The 17,880-nt window shown below is 61.2% G+C and carries 17 protein-coding genes; 15 read left to right on the forward strand and 2 right to left on the reverse strand.

The features are described 5' to 3' along the window. Positions 1-265: 265 nt before the first annotated feature. Positions 266-1,246, reverse strand: a complete 981-nt coding sequence (locus tag M5G11_RS07045; protein ID WP_273909192.1) for an IS5 family transposase — start codon at positions 1,244-1,246, stop codon at positions 266-268. 54 nt (positions 1,247-1,300) lie between these two features. Then, positions 1,301-2,941 carry a PglL family O-oligosaccharyltransferase gene (locus M5G11_RS07050; RefSeq protein WP_273909193.1) on the reverse strand — a complete coding sequence of 547 codons (1,641 nt, stop codon included), beginning with the start codon at positions 2,939-2,941 and terminating at the stop codon, positions 1,301-1,303. Positions 2,942-3,251: 310 nt separating this feature from the next. Here M5G11_RS07050 and M5G11_RS07055 point away from each other — a divergent pair, with 310 nt between their 5' ends. The 15 genes from M5G11_RS07055 to gspK all read left to right on the forward strand — a co-directional run bounded on the left by M5G11_RS07055 (position 3,252) and on the right by gspK (position 17,879). Next, positions 3,252-3,770 carry a fimbrial protein gene (locus tag M5G11_RS07055; protein ID WP_273909194.1) on the forward strand — a complete coding sequence of 173 codons (519 nt, stop codon included), beginning with the start codon at positions 3,252-3,254 and terminating at the stop codon, positions 3,768-3,770. 82 nt (positions 3,771-3,852) lie between these two features. After that, entirely contained in the window at positions 3,853-4,395 is a 543-nt protein-coding gene (locus M5G11_RS07060; RefSeq protein ID WP_273909195.1) for a fimbrial protein, read from the forward strand. Between the two features lie 12 nt (positions 4,396-4,407). Continuing rightward, complete coding sequence (locus M5G11_RS07065; protein WP_273909196.1) at positions 4,408-6,918, forward strand: outer membrane usher protein; 2,511 nt, start codon at positions 4,408-4,410, stop codon at positions 6,916-6,918. A 151-nt stretch (positions 6,919-7,069) separates the two neighbouring features. Next, positions 7,070-7,825 (forward strand): fimbria/pilus periplasmic chaperone, encoded by a 756-nt coding sequence (locus M5G11_RS07070; protein WP_273909215.1) that lies wholly within the window; start codon positions 7,070-7,072, stop codon positions 7,823-7,825. Positions 7,826-7,864: 39 nt separating this feature from the next. Then, the gene (locus M5G11_RS07075; protein ID WP_273909197.1) at positions 7,865-8,464 is read left to right on the forward strand and encodes a fimbrial protein; all 600 of its coding nucleotides are present in this window, start codon (positions 7,865-7,867) and stop codon (positions 8,462-8,464) included. 55 nt (positions 8,465-8,519) lie between these two features. Next, positions 8,520-8,951, forward strand: coding sequence for a fimbrial protein (locus M5G11_RS27535; protein ID WP_420793781.1), 432 nt, complete (start codon positions 8,520-8,522; stop codon positions 8,949-8,951). Between the two features lie 1,168 nt (positions 8,952-10,119). Continuing rightward, positions 10,120-10,668, forward strand: a complete 549-nt coding sequence (locus M5G11_RS07080) for a type II secretion system protein N (RefSeq protein ID WP_273909198.1) — start codon at positions 10,120-10,122, stop codon at positions 10,666-10,668. A gap of 6 nt (positions 10,669-10,674) precedes the next feature. Beyond that, positions 10,675-12,525 (forward strand): type II secretion system secretin GspD, encoded by a 1,851-nt coding sequence (gspD, locus tag M5G11_RS07085; RefSeq protein WP_273909199.1) that lies wholly within the window; start codon positions 10,675-10,677, stop codon positions 12,523-12,525. Continuing rightward, positions 12,522-13,943 carry a type II secretion system ATPase GspE gene (gspE, locus tag M5G11_RS07090; protein ID WP_273909200.1) on the forward strand — a complete coding sequence of 474 codons (1,422 nt, stop codon included), beginning with the start codon at positions 12,522-12,524 and terminating at the stop codon, positions 13,941-13,943. The genes gspD and gspE overlap by 4 nt, the downstream gene beginning before the upstream one ends. 1 nt (position 13,944) lies before the next feature. Further along, positions 13,945-15,150: a type II secretion system inner membrane protein GspF gene (gene gspF / locus M5G11_RS07095; RefSeq protein WP_273909201.1), complete on the forward strand. Its 1,206-nt coding sequence runs from the start codon at positions 13,945-13,947 to the stop codon at positions 15,148-15,150. A 3-nt stretch (positions 15,151-15,153) separates the two neighbouring features. Further along, on the forward strand, positions 15,154-15,603 hold the full coding sequence (gspG, locus tag M5G11_RS07100) for a type II secretion system major pseudopilin GspG (protein ID WP_273909202.1): 450 nt from the start codon (positions 15,154-15,156) through the stop codon (positions 15,601-15,603). 6 nt (positions 15,604-15,609) lie between these two features. Continuing rightward, complete coding sequence (gene gspH / locus M5G11_RS07105) at positions 15,610-16,086, forward strand: type II secretion system minor pseudopilin GspH (protein ID WP_273909203.1); 477 nt, start codon at positions 15,610-15,612, stop codon at positions 16,084-16,086. Further along, a complete protein-coding gene (gene gspI, locus M5G11_RS07110; protein WP_273909204.1) occupies positions 16,076-16,438 on the forward strand; it encodes a type II secretion system minor pseudopilin GspI in 363 nt (120 codons plus the stop codon). Before gspH ends, gspI begins: the two co-directional genes overlap by 11 nt. Next, positions 16,435-17,010, forward strand: coding sequence for a type II secretion system minor pseudopilin GspJ (gene gspJ, locus M5G11_RS07115; protein WP_273909205.1), 576 nt, complete (start codon positions 16,435-16,437; stop codon positions 17,008-17,010). The genes gspI and gspJ overlap by 4 nt, the downstream gene beginning before the upstream one ends. Beyond that, the gene (gene gspK / locus M5G11_RS07120; protein WP_273909206.1) at positions 17,007-17,879 is read left to right on the forward strand and encodes a type II secretion system minor pseudopilin GspK; all 873 of its coding nucleotides are present in this window, start codon (positions 17,007-17,009) and stop codon (positions 17,877-17,879) included. The genes gspJ and gspK overlap by 4 nt, the downstream gene beginning before the upstream one ends. Position 17,880 lies beyond the last annotated feature (1 nt).

A 17,880-nucleotide genomic window follows, 5' to 3' on the forward strand; every position in this document is an offset into this window, starting at 1 on the left:
GGCCACCCACAGAGATGTCTGCAAGAGACTGCTGTGATCTATCAGAGTGTTCTCATCAACAGGGTCTACGAGCGTTTACGCTCGATCACTTATTTCGCCGTACTCTGGCCCTCATCTAGGGATGGTCTGAAGTAGCCATGTGTTTCTGGCTGACTTCGGCCACCGCCGATTTTGAAAGTGGCGAGTCGATCCAAAACGCTGAGATCACTCACTAATTCCTGTCTTTTTAGCCGCTGCGAGCACCTCGCAGCGGCTATTCCCCGCATTACAGGCGCACCTCTCCTGCATGGCTCAGTAAATGTCGGCGAGCCATCCACAGATTCGACAGCGCAAACAGCGTCACCAGCTGTGCCGTGTTCTTTGCCAGGCCACGGAAGCGCGTCTTCACATAACCGAACTGGCGCTTGATCACCCGGAACGGGTGTTCGACCTTCGCCCTTATCTGCGCCTTGGCTTTTTCGATCTTGCGCTTGGCTTTGTACAGGACGCTGCGCTTGCCCAGTTTCTGGTAGGTGCTGCGCCGGGCGGCTATCTGCCAGATGACCTGGCGACCTTCATGCTCGGGGCGCTTCTCCACTCCGGTATAACCGGCATCGGCACAGACTACGTTTTCGTCGCCGTGCAGCAGCTTATCGACCTGCGTGACATCTGCCACATTGGCCCCCGTGCCCACCACGCTATGCACCAGGCCCGATTCGTCATCCACACCGATATGGGCCTTCATGCCGAAGTACCATTGATTGCCTTTCTTGGCCTGGTGCATTTCCGGGTCGCGTTTGCCGTCCTGGTTCTTGGTCGAACTCGGCGCATGAATCAGCGTTGCATCGACGATAGTGCCCTGGCGCAGCGACAGGCCGCGATCACCCAAATAGCCATTGATCACGCCCGGAATCCCTGCCGCCAGCTCGTGCTTTTCCAGCAGGCGACGGAAGTTGAGGATGGTGGTTTCGTCGGGAATGCGCTCCAGACTCAGCCCCGCAAACTGGCGCAGAATAGTAGTCTCGTACAGCGCCTCTTCCATCGCCGGATCACTGTAACCAAACCAGTTCTGCATGAGATGAACCCGTAGCATCGCCATCAGCGGATAGGCCGGACGACCGCCTTCGCCCTTTGGGTAATGGGGTTCGATCAGGGCAATCAAACCCTTCCAGGGCACCACCCGATCCATCTCGATCAGGAACAACTCTTTACGGGTCTGCTTGCGTTTGCCGGCATACTCGGCATCGGCGAAAGTCATTTGCTTCATCGGGAAACTCGGCGGGTGGAGTCTGGGTATTTTGCCAAAATCAGGAAGTCTTCTTCAGAGTTTCCCTAGCGAAAAGCGCGTATCAGTGGGGAACAACACCTGCGCGGTTTTGCGCCAGTGTTCAGCTTCCTCAAACTGTAGTTGGTGGCGAGTAATCGCCAGCATATCGGCGTAAACGTTCGGGTTGTTGAATGCCAGCACGTACTCGCCGCCCCAGGCCAGGTAACGTTCCAGCAGTTCAGGCGCCTGGGTGTGGTTGAAGCGTTGCAGCAAGGCCGTATGGTAATCGTATGCCCAGCGCGATGGGGTGGACCAGGGGTTCAGGACTCCGGCAATTGCCTCGCTGTCGCTGAAACCCCGGCGTTCCTGTTGCGTCAGTTGTGCCTGGGTCTGGTACCCCGTGACAACAAACACCATCGTCAAACCAGCCGCTACTACACCCGGCCCATGCACGCTCACCATGCGCATGCGCGAGGCCCTGTGCGGGGTTGTCAGCACCTTGGGTGTTGCCAACCGCAAAAGCGCGATCAGGGTCATCCAATGCACGGCCGACTGATAAAGCACCAGCTCAGTCTGGGTGTGCAGGGCGATAGGCAGCATCGGCAGCCACCACAACATGCGTGAGCGCCAGCGTCGAGAGAATAATGGGATGGCTGCTGCGAAGGCGATCATCAGCATGGCCGCGAGCGCGATTAGGCCGCCCTCCATCCAGCCATACAGGAGCTCGTTGTGTGGATGGTTCAAGGTATAGGCGTCTAGTGCCCAGCCTGGATAGTGCGCAGTGTGCCAGCTATAGCTGCCATAGCCCCAGCCTTGGAGCGGGCGCTCCATGATCATCTGCACGGCCACGCGCAGCAACTCCAGGCGATGGGTGTCAGAGCCAGATTTTTCTATGCTTGGTTCGCCGTGGATATAGGTTTGATACAGCCATGCGCTGCCAGTGCCTAGCGCGCTCAGTGCAGTCGCGTACCACAGCTGTTTGTTGCGCCACTGCAGTAGCGTGTAGCCAAGGATCACTGCAATCGCACCTACCCAGGCGATACGTGATTGGGTAATTACCAGGATAAAGGGGAGCAGTGTCAGTGCCGCGGCGCTCAGTGGGCGAGCCCGTGGCGAGCGGCTGCGAAGCCACAGCAGGATGGCTGCGGCGTAGCCGGTGGCTACAAAGCTGCCCAATACATTGATCTGCTGAAAAATGGCAAACGGCCGGCCACCGCGGGGGTCGTACTCCATCCAGTTGTGCCGGTCGAAAACCCAGAGTTGTAGCAGCGAAAGCAGACTTTCCTGCAGGGTGGCGATGATGATCAGTGCCATCCACAGTCGGCGATGTGTCGCGCGCAGTGGCAGTTGGAGCAGTGCGTAATAAAATGCGATCCCACCCCACACGGCCAGTACGCGCAGCTGTGCTTCTTGCTGCCAAATGCGCTGTTCACTCCAGAGCAATGGAAGTGTGTAAAGCACACCGCCAACGACCAGCCATTTCAATACAGGCGAACCGACCCATGACTGCCGTTGGAGCTGGCTGACACTTGTCGTCAATACCACGGCGGCCATGCTCAGCCAGGCGGTGAGGTTGAGTGGCAGGGCCAGGCCAGTGCCACCCATGTTGGGTATATAGACATGCATTGCCAATAAAAAGCAGACCGCCAGGGGCAGGCTGGAGATGTAAAAAATGCGTTGCTGTAGATAATGCATCGGTCACTCGTGGAGAGGGTCTGCTGGTTTATATGGTGTGTAGGTGATGTCTTGGCTGGGGGGTAAATATATATATAAGTTGCCGTGCGTGGCTTTTGAATTTGTTCTATTTACGCGGTGAGGTTTTCCCGGTAGAAGTCTGTGGTTCTGGTGCTTTCTATTTGCTTGCTTGCGTGGTGGTCCATTCGCGGAACATGGCTTTCGAAGTAATTCTATGGGGTGCCTGCTGTTGCTTCGGTAATATTGTCGAGGTCGGGCGGTTTCTCTGCCTTACATGCCCTGATCACTCTTTGTAATGGAATTGATTGATATGAAATTCAAGAAAGTCACCCTTGCCACCTTGTTGGTGGTATCTGCTGTTTCCGCCGTCTCTTCGGTTTACGCCGCTAACACCATCAAGTGGAAGGGTTCTATCACCTCGGCGTCTTGTAATATCGACAATGACAGCGCGGATCAAAACATTTCGCTGGGTGACTTCTCCAAGGCTTTGCTGGAGAAGAACCGGGAAACTTCGCCAGAGCAGTTTCATATCAAGCTGCTTGATTGTGATGCTTCTGTGGGTGCTGGTACGGTGGCGGTGACCTTTACTGGCTCTAAGTCGGGTAATGACCTGGCGCTGAACGGGCCTATGGCCAACGACGTGGCGCTGCGTATTCTGGATACCCTGGGTGGTGACGTAGTAATTGGTACGCCTACTCCTGCGAAGAGCATTCGTAACGGTACCAATGTTCTGTCCTTCCAGGCCAAACTGGTTACTAGCGCCACTTCTGGCTCGGTGACGCCAGGTGAGTTTGATACCACTGCCAATTTCAGGCTCGATTACCCATAACGGCGCATTGCGTTTGCGCTGAGTCACTGGCGGGGTGGAGTGTTCACCCCGTTTTATGTCATGAGTGTGCGTGAGAAGTGATATGGCGGATAAACGTCGGGTGCCTAACTGGCTGCTGGCCGTATTCTGCTGCTCGGCGTTTTCAGCGCCAGCGGCGTTTGCGCAGGGGCGCCTTGCACTGCATGGAATCATTATTGATGTGCCCTGCAATATCCAAGTAGGTGACCAGCGCCAAGTGCTGGAGATGGGCAATGTGCCCATCGCGCAAATTGTGCGTGACGGTGAAAGTGTCTCTGTACCCTTTGCCATCGGGCTACGCGATTGTCATTTGAATGATCAATCGACACAGGCCTCCATGTTGCGCGCGCCGCAACAGTTTCATATGCGCTTCGACGGTATTGAAGAGGGCGGACGTTTTGCCCTCAGCGGTTCGCTAAGTGGTGTCGCGCTGAAGATACAAGATGCGCAGGGGCGTGAAGTGTCTCCCGGTGTTCCTACAGAAGCCGCATTGCTGAAAGCAGGTGACGTGGATGTGCACTACTCCTTGTCGCTGGTGGGCAATGGCAAGTTGCTGAAGGCTGGCGAACATCGCACCACCGTCGGTTTTCAGGTTATTTATTTTTAAAGGTTTTTAGCAATGACACCTGTTATTTCTAGCCCGCTGGTGCAGGTGTTGCGCTGTATGGGCTTGGGCGCTTTTTTTATTTTCAGTTCGGCCAATGCTACGCCGGCCACGGATATACAGTTCAATACTGACGTACTCGACCTGGTCGACCGCGAAAACTTCGACCTGAGCCAGTTCTCCCGCAAGGGTTATGTTCTTCCAGGTACCTATTCGCTGGCATTGAACTTGAATACCGTGTCAATGCCAGAGCGTGTGATCAATTTTTATGTGCCCGCGGATGATCCCAAAGGCAGCGAGGCCTGTTTGACGCAAGCAGTGGTCGAGCAGTTTGGCTTGACCGAAAAATCCAGCTTGGCTCTGGTCTGGTCGGATGATGGGCAGTGCCTTGTGGTGGACAGCTTGCCAGGGCTGGAGGTCCGGACTGACCTTGGGACCTCTACGTTGTACTTGAGCATCCCTCAGGCGTGGCTGCAATACAGCGATCCGAACTGGGACCCGCCCTCGCGCTGGGAGGACGGTTTGCCGGGGTTGCTGTTTGACTACAACCTGTATGGCCAAACCCAGCGCCAGGCGGTGGGTGATGACCGCAACAGCCTGAGCGGCACCGGCGTTGTGGGGGCCAACCTGGGTGCATGGCGACTGCGTGCCGACTGGCAGGCGCGCTACGACAATGCATCCGCAGGGCAGGGTGTCGGGCGGCAGATGGAGTGGACGCGCTATTACGCTTATCGGGCACTCCCAGGGTTGGGCGCCAAACTCACCGTGGGTGAGGACTTTCTGAATTCGGCGGTGTTCGACAGCCTGCGCTTTACCGGTGCCAGCCTTGCCTCCGACGACAATATGCTGCCGCCAAATCTGCGCGGTTATGCGCCAGAAGTCACCGGCGTTGCACGCAGTAATGCCCGCGTGGTGATCAGTCAGCAGGATCGGGTGCTCAAGGAAGTTCGGGTAGCCAGTGGGCCGTTCCGCATCCAGGACTTGCACAGTGCGACGTCGGGTAGCCTGGATGTACGGGTGGAAGAGGCGGACGGCAGCGTTCAGGAATTCCAGGTCAACACGGCCAATATTCCTTACCTCACCCGGCCAGGCCAGGTTCGCTACAAGGCCGCTGTTGGGCGGCCTTCCGGGATGGGCCAGGAATCTGAGGGGCCATTGTTCGCTACCGGGGAATTTTCCTGGGGGGTCTCCAATGGCTGGTCACTGTATGGCGGCGCCATTGCTGGCGGTGACTACAAGGCGCTGAACCTGGGCCTGGGTCGAGACCTGCTGAGCCTGGGTGCCTTGTCGTTCGACGTGACCCAGTCCGTGGCCCGCCTGCCGGGCCAGGACTCGCAGAGCGGCAAGTCCTATCGCTTGAGCTATTCCAAGCGCTTTGAGTCGTTGAGCAATGATATTTCGCTGGCTGCCTACCGGTTCTCCGAGCAAGGCTTCATGACCATGGGCGAGTACCTCAGTGGCACGCAGGACCGGGATACCACTGGGCGCAGCAAGGCACTGTATACCTTCAACTCCAACCAGCAGTTGGGGGATCTGGGGGTCAGCGTCGGCGTCAACTACAGCCGGCAGACCTACTGGGATCGTGAGGGGCAGGACCGCTTCAACCTGTACACCTCGCGCCGCTTCGACTTTGCCGGGCTGCGCAACGTCAACGTATCGCTCAACGCGGCACGTACCGTCAACGACGGCATCAAGGACGATAGCGTGTACCTGTCCGTATCGTTGCCGTGGGGCGGTTCGGGTACGGCCAGCTACAGCGGCTCGTATGCTGGCAAGGCCGTGAGCCACGGCGTGAGCTACTTCGATCGTCGCGAGAACGGCGACAGCTATCGGGTGGGCACCACGCTAGGTGAGGGCAAGACCGCGTTCGATGGCAGTTACAGTCATGAAGGCTCTCTGGCGCGCGTCGACGCTTCCGCCAGCTACCAGACCGACCGCTACAGCTCGGCCAGTGTGTCGTTGCAAGGTGGCGCAACCTTGACGCCCAAGGGCGGTGCTTTGCACCGCACGGGCCTGATGGGGGGTACGCGCATGCTGGTGGATACCGACGATGTCGCCGGTGTACCGGTGGGTGGCTATGGCCAGCCGGTTTACAGCAACGCCTTCGGCAAGGCCGTAGTCACGGATGTGGGCAGTTATTTTCGCAGCAGTGTGCGCATCGATGTGGGCAAGCTGGCCGACAACGCCGAAGCCACCGATACGGTGATGCAGGGCACGCTCACTGAGGGCGCGATTGGCTATCGCAGTTTCCGGGTAATCCAGGGCGAGAAGGCGATGGCGATCATCCGCTTGGGCGATGGCACGCACCCTCCGTTCGGTGCCACCGTGGTCAACGCCAAGGGCCAGGACGCGGGCATTGTGACCGACAAGGGCGCTGTCTACATGACCGGCATTGCTCCAGGCCAAGCCATGACCGTGCGCTGGGGCGACGCTGAAGCGTGTGAAGCCATCGTGCCCAAGGTATTGCCCGAAGGGCTGGGCTCCTCGATGGCGCTGAGCTGTATGCCAACGCTGCCGAAGTTGTGAGGTCGGGGCGAGGTTTCAGATTCGTTCTATACGGTTTTGCCGGCCATCTGAAGACAATGTTGACCTGCCTGTGAGCGTGCGCCCAGCAAGGCCGCTGCCGGCACTTTTTTGTTCGCGGTATTCAAGCAAGAGTGACAGTTTTATGAAGCAGATGATGTGGAAAGCCTCGGTAGTTGCCGGGTTGTTGTGCCTGGCGGCGCAGTCGGTGCACGCGGCCATTTCGCTTGACCGCACACGGGTGGTGTTCCCGGGGGGGCAGAAGTCAGTGACCTTGGGTATCAGCAACCAGAACACCACCCATCCGTACCTGGCGCAGGGCTGGATCGAAGACGAAGACGGCAACAAGCTCACCTCGCCTTTGGTGGTGGTACCTCCGATCCAGCGTGTGGAGCCTGGCGCCAAAAGCCAGGTAAAACTGCAGGACGGCGGCCTGGCCAGCCTGCCGCAAGACCGCGAATCGGTGTTCTATTTCAACCTGCGTGAAATCCCGCCGAAAAGCGACAAGGTCAACACGCTGCAGATCGCCCTGCAAACCCGTATCAAGGCGTTCTACCGCCCGGCGGCTTTGGCGGAAGCGGCGTCTGGCCAGCAAACCGCGCCGTTTCAGGAGCAACTCACCCTGAGCCGTCAGGGCGACGTGTACACCGTGAACAATCCAACGGCGTATTACGTGACGCTGATCAGTGCCACGAGCAAGAAGGGTGGCGAAAGCAACAAAGGCTTCGAGGCGTTCATGCTGGCGCCCAAGAGCAGCGCGCCATTGGGTGGCAGTGCGGCTGGCCTGGGGGCTACACCGACCCTGGTGTATGTGAATGACTACGGTGCCCAGCCTGTGTTGACCTTCAGTTGCACCGGGCAGACCTGTGCAGTGGATGTGCCGGCGACGCAACGCAACGCTGCGCAATAACCAGCAGGGGCGATGCGGCCTGGCTAAATGGAGAGCACTATGAGCAATAAAATCAGGCAGGTAAGTGCGCACAAACTGGCGCAGTGGTCGCCATTGCTGGCGGCGCTGCTGGCGCCGGCAGCGTTGGCCGAGTATGACCAGAATAGTGGCAGGCACGGTGTGTTGCATGTGGCGGGCTCGATGACCGAAAGTGCCTGCCGGCTCCACATGGGCTCGGCGAATCAGGCCATCGACCTGGGCAACGTAGGCACGGCCGAACTGCAACGGGTCGGTGATCGGACGCCGCCGATGCATGTACAACTGCGCTTGCAGGATTGTGCGCGGGGCGCCTCCACTGCCCGGGACGCGCAGGGCAATCTGGCTTGGAGTGCTAGCCTGCCATCGGTATCGTTGAGTTTTTCGGGCGTGCAGGATCACTTCAATCCCGAACTGGTACGTGTCGAAGGGGTAGGGGGTGTGGGTCTGCGCTTGCTCGACAGGCATCGGCGCGATGTCGGGGTGGGGCAGGGCGCCAAGCTGTTGCTGCTGGATGCTGACAGTGGCCTGCTGGATTACTACATCAGCGCCGAACGAACCGCGGCACCGCTACAGGCGGGTCGGTATTCATCCCTTGTCATGTTTGGCTTGAGTTATGACTAGTTCAGCGCTGCGACTTCGATACGGCGCAGTATTGATGGTTTTGGGTTGTGCCTTGATGAGTGCCCAGGTAAGTGCGGACTTACTCGTAAATATTACGGCCACCGTTATTGCACCTCCCGCGTGTACCATTGGTGGCGACGTCGCTGTCAATTTTGGTGATAATCTACAGGCCTCCGAAATTGACGGCATCAAGTACGCCCGAGACTTGGGGGTAACACTTTCTTGTAGCTCGAACACCAGTGGGGTGGAGTTTTGGGTTGACGGGGAGGCCAGTAAATTTGATTCTAAATTGCTAAGCAGTGGTATTGATGATCTTGGTATTCGCTTTTTTAGGTCCGGCACTACTCCGGTTTTTTTGCGTCAGCGATTTACAGTGGCAGACTGGCGGGAGCGCCTTGTCTTGAAAGTTGTTCCGGTGAAACGAAGTGGAACTAGCCCCGTCGGAAGAATTAATACCGTGGCCACGCTCATGGTTTATGTTACCTAGCGTCTCTAGGTTGTTGTATTCGTATTTTCGAAAGTTCTTGTGTGTCCCGGCTTGAACTTTTAAAGTTGGCTAATTGTTGGCGTGCATCAGGTAGTGGTTATGTTGGCGCTATGAGGGTGTGCATTATCTGGCTCGGGATATGAACTGGAAATTAAACCCCTGAATTTCCTCTCGCACAATGCTGGCTGTAATCGCAGGAGTAGCTTCACTATGATGCAAACATGTCCTTCTCGAGGTGGGCGGTGGCTGATGCCGCTGGCAATTCTCATGCTTTCTCAGTCTCTCCCTGTGCAGGGTGATGTGCTGGCGGTTACTGGGCGTATGTATAACGACGGAGGTAGCGGTAATCAATGGCACATCGTGACGTCATGGACAACTATCCCCGGGAGCTATGGGGGTGTTGTATCTTGCGGGGCCCCGACATGCTCGGTAGGTCCGGGCATGTCGACATTGGGTACCAAACAAGCTAGTTTGGGCCGTTCCCTCGCCGGCATAGTTGTGGCGGATGGATCGTCTTGGGATAAAGCAATGGAAGCTTGGATAGGGATGTATGGTCGGACTGGCAGCGATGATGAGGGTGCTTATAACAATCTTATACTTAAATATAATATGGCCTGCACCGTTGCGGTGCACGCTGGCGGTGGGGGTGGTGGGGCCGGTGATTTACCGCCTAGCGGCAACATTTGTAGCCCTGTCGGGCCACCCCGTACGCAGTGCCAGTTCCAGGCACCTTCAATTACCCTCGCTTATAGTGGTGTCATACCTTATGTCACATCGGGTGAGACAGCGAGCGGTACAGCCTACGCGACCTGTTCCACCCGGCTCCCTATCGCCATTCGTACGGCCTCGGGGGATGATACTGTGCCGTTAGGGCGCGGTATAAGTGCACGGCTGACGGTGAATGGCCAGCCGCTTGGTACGTCGCAGATGATAGGGACAAGTGCTACCCCTCTTACTATCACCAGTACGCTATCCGGGGTCGCTACTAGTGGGGGGGCGCTATCCGGGTCGATCACGTTGTATCTTGACGTGCCTTAATATAAAGGGGGTATGCCAATCTACCCCGCGGGTTTCAGACTCGTACGATAGGGTGATAAACGTAGTCCGGGGATACTGGTCAGGTTCCAAGTCATTCGACTCTTACAAGGCCAGCCTCGGTAACTTAACGATGCGTTTCAACTTCCCTCTCGACCGTTTTAGCATGCCGTTGGCGATGACTTGTTTGCTCGGGCTGTCCATCAGTGGTGTCGGTGCAGTGATGTACCTCTGTCACTCGCAATGGTTGGGCGATATGGATATTCCCTCGGCGGTGGTCACGTTGGCTGTCCCGTCGGCGCGGGGCGAAAAACTGCAAGTTGGCGAAGTCGTCGACCTCCTTGGCTTGACCGCCTCAACCGGCAACACCGCCGCCCAATCCACCGAACAACTCGAATTCAAAGCCAGCTACCGCTCCAGCGACCCGAAGGCCTCCTACGTGGTCTTCACCCAGGCCGGCAATGAACTACGCTACCGCGTCGGCGAACGCCTCCCTGGTGGCAGCCAACTGCGGCGCATTGAACCCGACCGCATGGTGCTCTGGCGCGAAGGGCGTGAGGAGGTGCTGGCCATCGACCCGGTCGCCGAAGCGTTGCGCCCCGTCGACCCCCATGCCAGCGCGCAACCCATCCCGTTCAATTTGCAGCACCTGCGCGCCCTCGCGCCCAGCCTTACCGAGTAACCCGTGATGAAGCATTTTCCCTCCGCACTGGTGCCCGCGGCACTAGCCCTGTGCCTGTCGTTGCCCACTGCCTTCGCCGCCGAGCAACGCTGGCAGCTGAATATGCGCGATGCCGAGCTGCGTACCGTGGCGCTGGAAATCTCCAGCATGCTCGGGCGCACCGTGGTGCTGGACCCGAAAGTGGCCGGCAAGGTCAGCGTGGTCTCCAGCCGCGAGCTGAACAGCGCCCAGGTGCGCGAGCTACTGGTGTCGGTGCTGGATGCCAACGGCTACACCCTGGTCGACCAGGGCGACGTGCTGCGCATCGTGCCGATTACCGAGGCCAAGGGCATTGCCGCCGTGGTGGCGCCGGGGGCTGCGTCCAGCGAGTTCGTCACCCGGGTGTTGCCACTGGAGGCGGGCAGCGCGACGGAGATGGCCGCGCTGATTCGCCCGCTGGTGTCGAGCAATGGTTTTGTCGGCCCGGCGCCGGCGTCCAACGCGCTGGTGGTGACCGACCGCGCGCAGAACGTCGAACGCATCGCCGAGGTGCTGCGCAAGCTGGACAAGGGCGGCAGCGGCAACCAGAACATGCTGCACCTCAAGCACGCCTGGGCCGCCGATGTGGCCAAGGTGCTCAGCGAGTCGCTGGGCAAGGGCAGTGACGCGCACACCCAGGTGATCAGCGATACCCGCAGCAACCGCCTGCTGCTGATCGGCACCCCGCAAACCCGCCAGCGCCTCACCCAGCTGGCCCAGGCCATGGACGTGCCGCCCTCCGAGCAGGTCGGCGGCTCGCAGGTGATCCGCCTGCGCCATGGCGATGCCAAGGAATTTGCCGACATGCTCTCCGATGTCGGCCAGCGCCTGCGCCAGGGCGGCGGCGACGGCCGCAGCAACGATGCGCGGGCCATGAAAGACGTGCTGATCAAGGCCCACGAAAGCCAGAACGCGCTGGTGGTGGTCGCCGACCCGGAGCAGGTGCGCAGCATCGAGAACATCGTCAAGCAACTCGACCAGCCGCGCGCCCAGGTGCTGATCCAGGCCGCCATCGTTGAAGTCACCGGCGATGTCAGCGAAGCGCTGGGCGTGCAGTGGGGCGGCAGCGGCAACAATGCCAGCGGGGCGATTACCTTCCCGGGTGTGGGCGCAGCCATCGGCGCGCTCACCGGCAAGGAGCTGCCCGAAGGCGCGCTGCTGGAAGTCGGCGGCGGGGCGTTCAAGGCCTTGCTCTCGGCGTTGATGCGCGACAACAACAGCAACCTGATGTCCACCCCCAGCCTGCTGACCCTGGACAACCAGGAGGCAAACATCCTGGTGGGGCAGAACGTGCCGTTCCAGACCGGCTCGTACGCCTCGGGTGGCAACAGCGAAGACAAGCCGTTCACCACCACGCAGCGCGAAGACATCGGCCTGACCCTGAAAATCAAGCCGCATATCAACCAGGGCGACTCGCTGCGCCTGGAGATCGAACAGGAAAACTCCGAGATCACCCCGGCGCCGACCGGCGTCACGGCCTCGGACATCATCACCAACAAGCGCTCGATCAAGACCACGGTATTGGCCAGCAACGGCCAGGTGATCGTGCTCGGCGGGCTGATGCGCGACAACATCAAGACCCAGGTGAGCATGGTCCCGGGGCTGGGGCGCCTGCCGCTGGTGGGTGGGCTGTTCCGCTGGACCAATGAGGTGCGCGAGAAAACCAACCTGATGGTGTTCCTGCGCCCGACCATCATCGATGGGCCGGAGGCGGCTGGCGAAGTCGGCCGGCGCAAGTACAACGCGCTGCGCTTGCTGGACGAAGCGTCCACCCAGCGCCAACACGGCAGCACGCTGCCCGCGCAGGCCGCGCAGCTGTTTGACGAGGCCGGCCAGTGAGCCGCGCAGTGCTGCCTTTCAGCTTCGCCCGGCGCCAGGGCGTGTTGCTCGATGCCGACGAGCAGGGCGCCTGTGTGTGGCTGCGCGAAGGCGCTTCGCTGACCGCGCTGGCTGAAGCCCAGCGCGTGCATGGCGGCTTGTTGCGCTACCACTGGCTGGATGAGGCGCAGTTCAGCCAGCGCCTGGTGGCCTGCTATGCCAGCAGCCAACATGGCGCCGAGCAGGTCGCCCAGGGCATGGAAGGCGAATACGACCTGCAAGGCATGACCGAGCAGTTGCCACGCAATGCCGACTTGCTGGAGCAGGAAGGCGACGCGCCGATCATCCGCCTGATCAACGCGTTGCTCGGCCAGGCCGTGCGCGAGCAGGCTTCCGACGTGCATATCGAAACCTTCGAGCAGCGCCTGTGTGTGCGCTTTCGAGTCGACGGGGTGTTGCGTGAGGTGCTGCAGCCACCGCGTGAGCTGGCGACGCTGCTGGTGTCGCGGGTCAAGGTCATGGCACGCATGGACATTGCTGAAAAACGCGTGCCGCAAGACGGCCGCATCGCCCTGGTGATTGCCGGCCACGAAGTGGATGTGCGGGTCTCGACCCTGCCGTCGGCGCATGGCGAGCGGGTGGTGATGCGCCTGCTCGACAAGCGCTCCGGGCAGGGCCTGAGCCTGGACAAACTCGACCTGGCCCCGGCCAATCTGGCGGCGCTGCACGATGCCTTGGGCCGGCCCCATGGGATCATCCTGGTGACCGGGCCGACCGGCTCGGGCAAGACCACTTCGCTGTATTCGGCGCTGGCCGACCTCAACGACCAGACGCGCAACATCATGACCGTGGAAGACCCCATCGAATACCACCTGGCCGGCATCGGCCAGACCCAGGTCAACGCCAAGGTCGAGATGACCTTTGCCCGTGGCCTGCGGGCGATTCTGCGCCAGGACCCGGACGTGGTGATGATCGGCGAGATCCGCGACCGCGAGACGGCCGATATCGCCGTGCAGGCCTCGTTGACCGGCCACCTGGTGCTCTCGACCTTGCACACCAACACGGCGGTCGGCGCTATCACCCGCTTGGTGGATATCGGCGTGGAGCCGTTTTTGCTGGCCTCCTCGGTCAGTTGCCTGGTGGCGCAGCGGCTGGTGCGCCGCCTGTGCCCGCAATGCAAGGCGCCGGGCCCGCAGGGTACGTATCAGGCAGTGGGCTGCGCCCAGTGCCAAGGCGGTTATCGCGGGCGCGCGGCGATCTATGAGGTGGTGGCAGTAGACACCGCATTGCGCAGTGCCATCCACCAGGGCGCCAGTGAGCAGGCCCTGGAAAACCTCGCGCGCCAGCACTCCAGCAGCCTGTACGACGATGGCGTGCGCCTGGTGGATGCCGGTGTCACCAGCCAGGCGGAACTGCTGCGCGTGACCCGGGAGCATTGAGATGGCGGTGTTCAGGTATGTCGCCCTCGACCGGCAAGGCAAGCGCCACAGCGGCGTGATGGAAGCGGAAAGCGACCGCCAGGTGCGTCAGCAGTTGCGCGAGGGCGCGTTGCAGCCACTCAGCGTGGTCTCGGGCGGGGCGCGTGGTGGGCTGTTCTGCACCGCGCGCCAGCGCATCAAGGCGGCGGAGTTGGCGTTGCTAACCCGTCAGCTATCGACCTTGCTGCTGGCCGGCCTGCCACTGAGCGAAGCCTTGCAGGCCGTCGCCGACCAGAGCACCCAGCGCGTGGTGCAAAGCGTGCTCTGTGCGGTGCGCGCCAAGGTGGTGGAAGGTTTCACCCTGGCCTGCGCACTGGAAGCATTCCCCGCCGCCTTCCCGCAGCTATACCGCGCCACGGTGGCGGCGGGTGAGCGCTCCGGCCAGTTGGGCCGGGTGATGGAGCAATTGGCTGACTACACCCAGGCGCGTCAGCTGGCCCGGCAGAAGATCCAGATGGCCTTGATCTACCCGGTGATTCTGTTGGTGGGCTCGTTGGGGATTGTCTGCTTCCTGCTGGCCTACGTGGTGCCGGACGTGGTCAAGGTGTTCAGCGAAAGCGGCCATCAGTTGCCGCTGCTGACCCGCGTGCTGATCGCCTGTAGCGATGCGGTGCGCGGTTATGGCCTGTATGCCGCGATTCTCGCTGTAGCAACCGTTGTCGGCCTACGCCAGCTGTTGCTGCGCCCGCAGTGGCGCGCCCGCTGGCACAACGCGCTGCTGCGTGTGCCATTGGCCAGCCCGCTGATCCGCGCCACCGAGGCCGCACGCTTTGCCAGCACCCTGGCGATTCTCGGGCGCAGCGGCGAGCCGCTGGTGGAAAGCCTGGATATCGCCGCCTCGGTGGTCGGCAACCAGGCCATTCGCCTGCGCCTGCAGGGCGTGGCCCGCAGCGTGCGCGAAGGCGGTTCGCTGGCCCGTGGCCTGGAGCGTTCGGGGGATGTGCCGCCAATGATGCTGCACATGATCGCCAGCGGTGAACGCTCCGGCACCCTCGACAGCATGCTGGCGCGCGCCGCCGAGCAACAGGAGCAGTTGCTGGCCAGCAAGGTCGGCGTCGCGGTGCAGCTGTTCGAGCCGGCGATGCTGGTGTTCATGGGGGTGGTGGTGATGGTCATCGTGATGGCCATCCTGCTGCCCATTCTCAGCCTTAATCAACTGGTGGTTTGAAGTATGTGTCGTTCGTTTCGCAGCAAGTCGGCCAAGCAGCGCGGCTTTACCCTGATTGAAGTGATGGTGGTGGTGGTGATCCTCGGCGTTCTCGGCGCACTGATCGTGCCGCAGATCATGAACCGGCCGGATCAGGCCAAGGTGACGGCCGCGCGCAGCGACTTGCAGGCCATTGCCACGGCGTTGGAAATCTATCGCCTGGACAACTTCGACTACCCCAGCACCGAGCAGGGCCTGCTGGCCTTGACCGAAGAGCCCCGGCAAGAACCGCTGCCACGCCACTGGAGTGCTGGCGGCTACCTCAAGGCCCAGCCGAAAGACCCCTGGGGCAATGCCTACCACTACGACCGCGAAAGCGCGCACGAGCAGGAATTCGACCTGTCGTCGTTCGGCGCCGATGGCCGTGCCGGTGGCAGCGGCAGCAATGCCGATATCGGCAACTGGGTACGTTGAGCCTTCGTGAAGCGTTCAGCGCGCGGGTTCACCCTGGTCGAGTTGCTGGTCGTGCTGGTGCTGGTCGGCATGCTGGTGGGCATGGCCACCTTGAGCATTGGCGATCGTAGCGCCCGGTTGGCCCGTGACGAGGCCCGGCAGTTGGCGTTGCAGGTGGCGTACCTGCACGACCGCGCAGTGGATGAAGGCCGAGACTTCGGCCTGCGCTTCGATGAGCGCTCGTACCGCGTGATGGATTATCGCCACGGCGAATGGCAGTACCTGAAGGGCCCGGGGTATGAATTGCCCGGTGGGCTGAGCGTCGACCTGTGGAGCGAAAACGTGCCGCAGGCGCTGCGCGGCGTGATCGACCGCACGCCGCAGGTGGTGGTGCTGGCCGATGAGCCAGGCACGCCGTTTCGCCTGGCCTTTCGCAAGGACACCCGGGTGTTGCTAAAGCTGAAAAGCGACGGCCTGGGCCAGGTGGTGCCGGATGAACGCTGAACGCGGTTTTACCCTGCTTGAGGTGATGATTGCCCTGGCCGTGTTTGCGGTGTTGTCGGCCGCGTGCCTGTCGGCGGTCAGTGGCCTGACGGGGCAGTCGGCACGGATCGAGGAGAAGCTGCTGGCAGTGCTGCTGGCCGATAACCGCGCCAATGAGCTGCGTTTGTACGGCGAGCGACCACGGGGCAACGCCCCGGCAGAGCGGGTGCAGTTTGCCGGGCGCGATTTTCGGGTGAGCACGGCGTCGACCGAGCAGAACTTGCCGGGTGTGCACGCTGTACGCATCCGTGTCGCCAATGCCAAGGGCATGACCCTGTACGACCTCGATGCCTGGCTGGAGGCTACGCCATGAGACGGCCACAGCAAGGCTTTACGTTGCTGGAACTGCTGATTGCCATGAGCCTGTTCAGCCTGATCGCGGTGGCCTGCTGGACGCTGTTCGACGGTGTGGTGCGCGCCGAGCGCGCCAATACCCGGGTGCACACGCAACTGGGCGAGTTGCAGCGGGCCATGCGCATTATCGAGCAGGACGCGGTGCACGCCGTGGCCGTGGCTTTGCCGGGTGGCGAGCGCCAGGCGGTGCGGGTTGATGGCAGTTCCATCAGTTGGGTGCGGGGCAATCGCCGCAATGTGCGCGACCTGGCGCGCGGCACGCAGTCGATTGTGCGCTATCGGTTAGACGGTGATGTGCTGTGGCGCGATGAAGCGCCGTTGGAGCGCGCCAACGAGATCGTTTCCCTGCCAGTGCTGCAAGCGGTAAGCAAAGTGAGCTGGCAGGTTTATGTGGATGGCTGGCAACCCGCGATGGCGGCCGTCGCACGCCGTGAAGCGGTGGCCTTGCCGCGTGGGTTGCAGGTGCAGCTGTCGTTGCCGCGTTACCCGGATGTGCGCCGTGTGCTGCTGTTGCCGGGCAGTGCGCCATGAGCCGCAACGACGCGCGGCAGCGCGGCATCGCCCTGGTCACGGTGTTGCTGGTGCTGAGCCTGGCCTTGCTGCTGGTGGGTGGCATGCTGCGCGGGCAAGTCACCTCCAGCAGAAGCACCGCCATGCAGGTGCAGCACAAGCAACTGTGGCAGGCGGCGCTGGGGGCGGAACACATGGCGGTGGCGCGGCTGGAGCAGGCGCTGCGAACCCTGAACGAGGCCGATTGGCGGGCGCCGCAGCGAGACCTGGCGTTCGCCGATGCACGGGTCGATCTGCACATCGAGGATTTGGCCGGGCGTTTCAATATTGGTTCGATTGTCGATTTGCAGCATCCGCCGAAAATTCAAATCGAGCGCTGGCAGCGCTTGCTGAAAACCTTGCAGCTGCCGGCCACGCTGCTGGTGCCGCAGGCCAATGAAAGCGAGCCATCGACGCCGGTCGCACGGGGCAGGGTGGTGGTGCCGATGGCGGCGGACATCGGCCTGCTGCGCCTGCGTGAAGGAATCAATGCACAGGTACTGCGTACCCTGGAGCCTTGGGTGGTGTGGTTGCCGGCGCAAGTCGGCCTGAACGTCAATACCGCCAGCCCTACAGTGCTGGCGACGCTGGGGCTGGAGCAGACGGTGGTTGATCGGCTCGCGGCCCAGCCGCTCAAGGGGATCGGCGAGCTTGGGCGTCTGGCCGGGCAGGGCAATGAACCTTTCAACGTGCAGGGCCTGACGACCACCAGCCAGTGGTACCGCGTTCATCTGGTGGTGCGCCTGGGGCCGCGTGTGCTGCACAGCCGCAGCGACCTGTTCGTCGACCCTAAAACCCAAAAAATCAGTGTGGTGCGCCGGGCGATCAAGCCGGCGGCCGAGGTGGAGTGAG

Source organism: Pseudomonas fontis (genome assembly GCF_028656955.1).
Taxonomy (GTDB): Bacteria; Pseudomonadota; Gammaproteobacteria; order Pseudomonadales; family Pseudomonadaceae; genus Aquipseudomonas; species Aquipseudomonas fontis.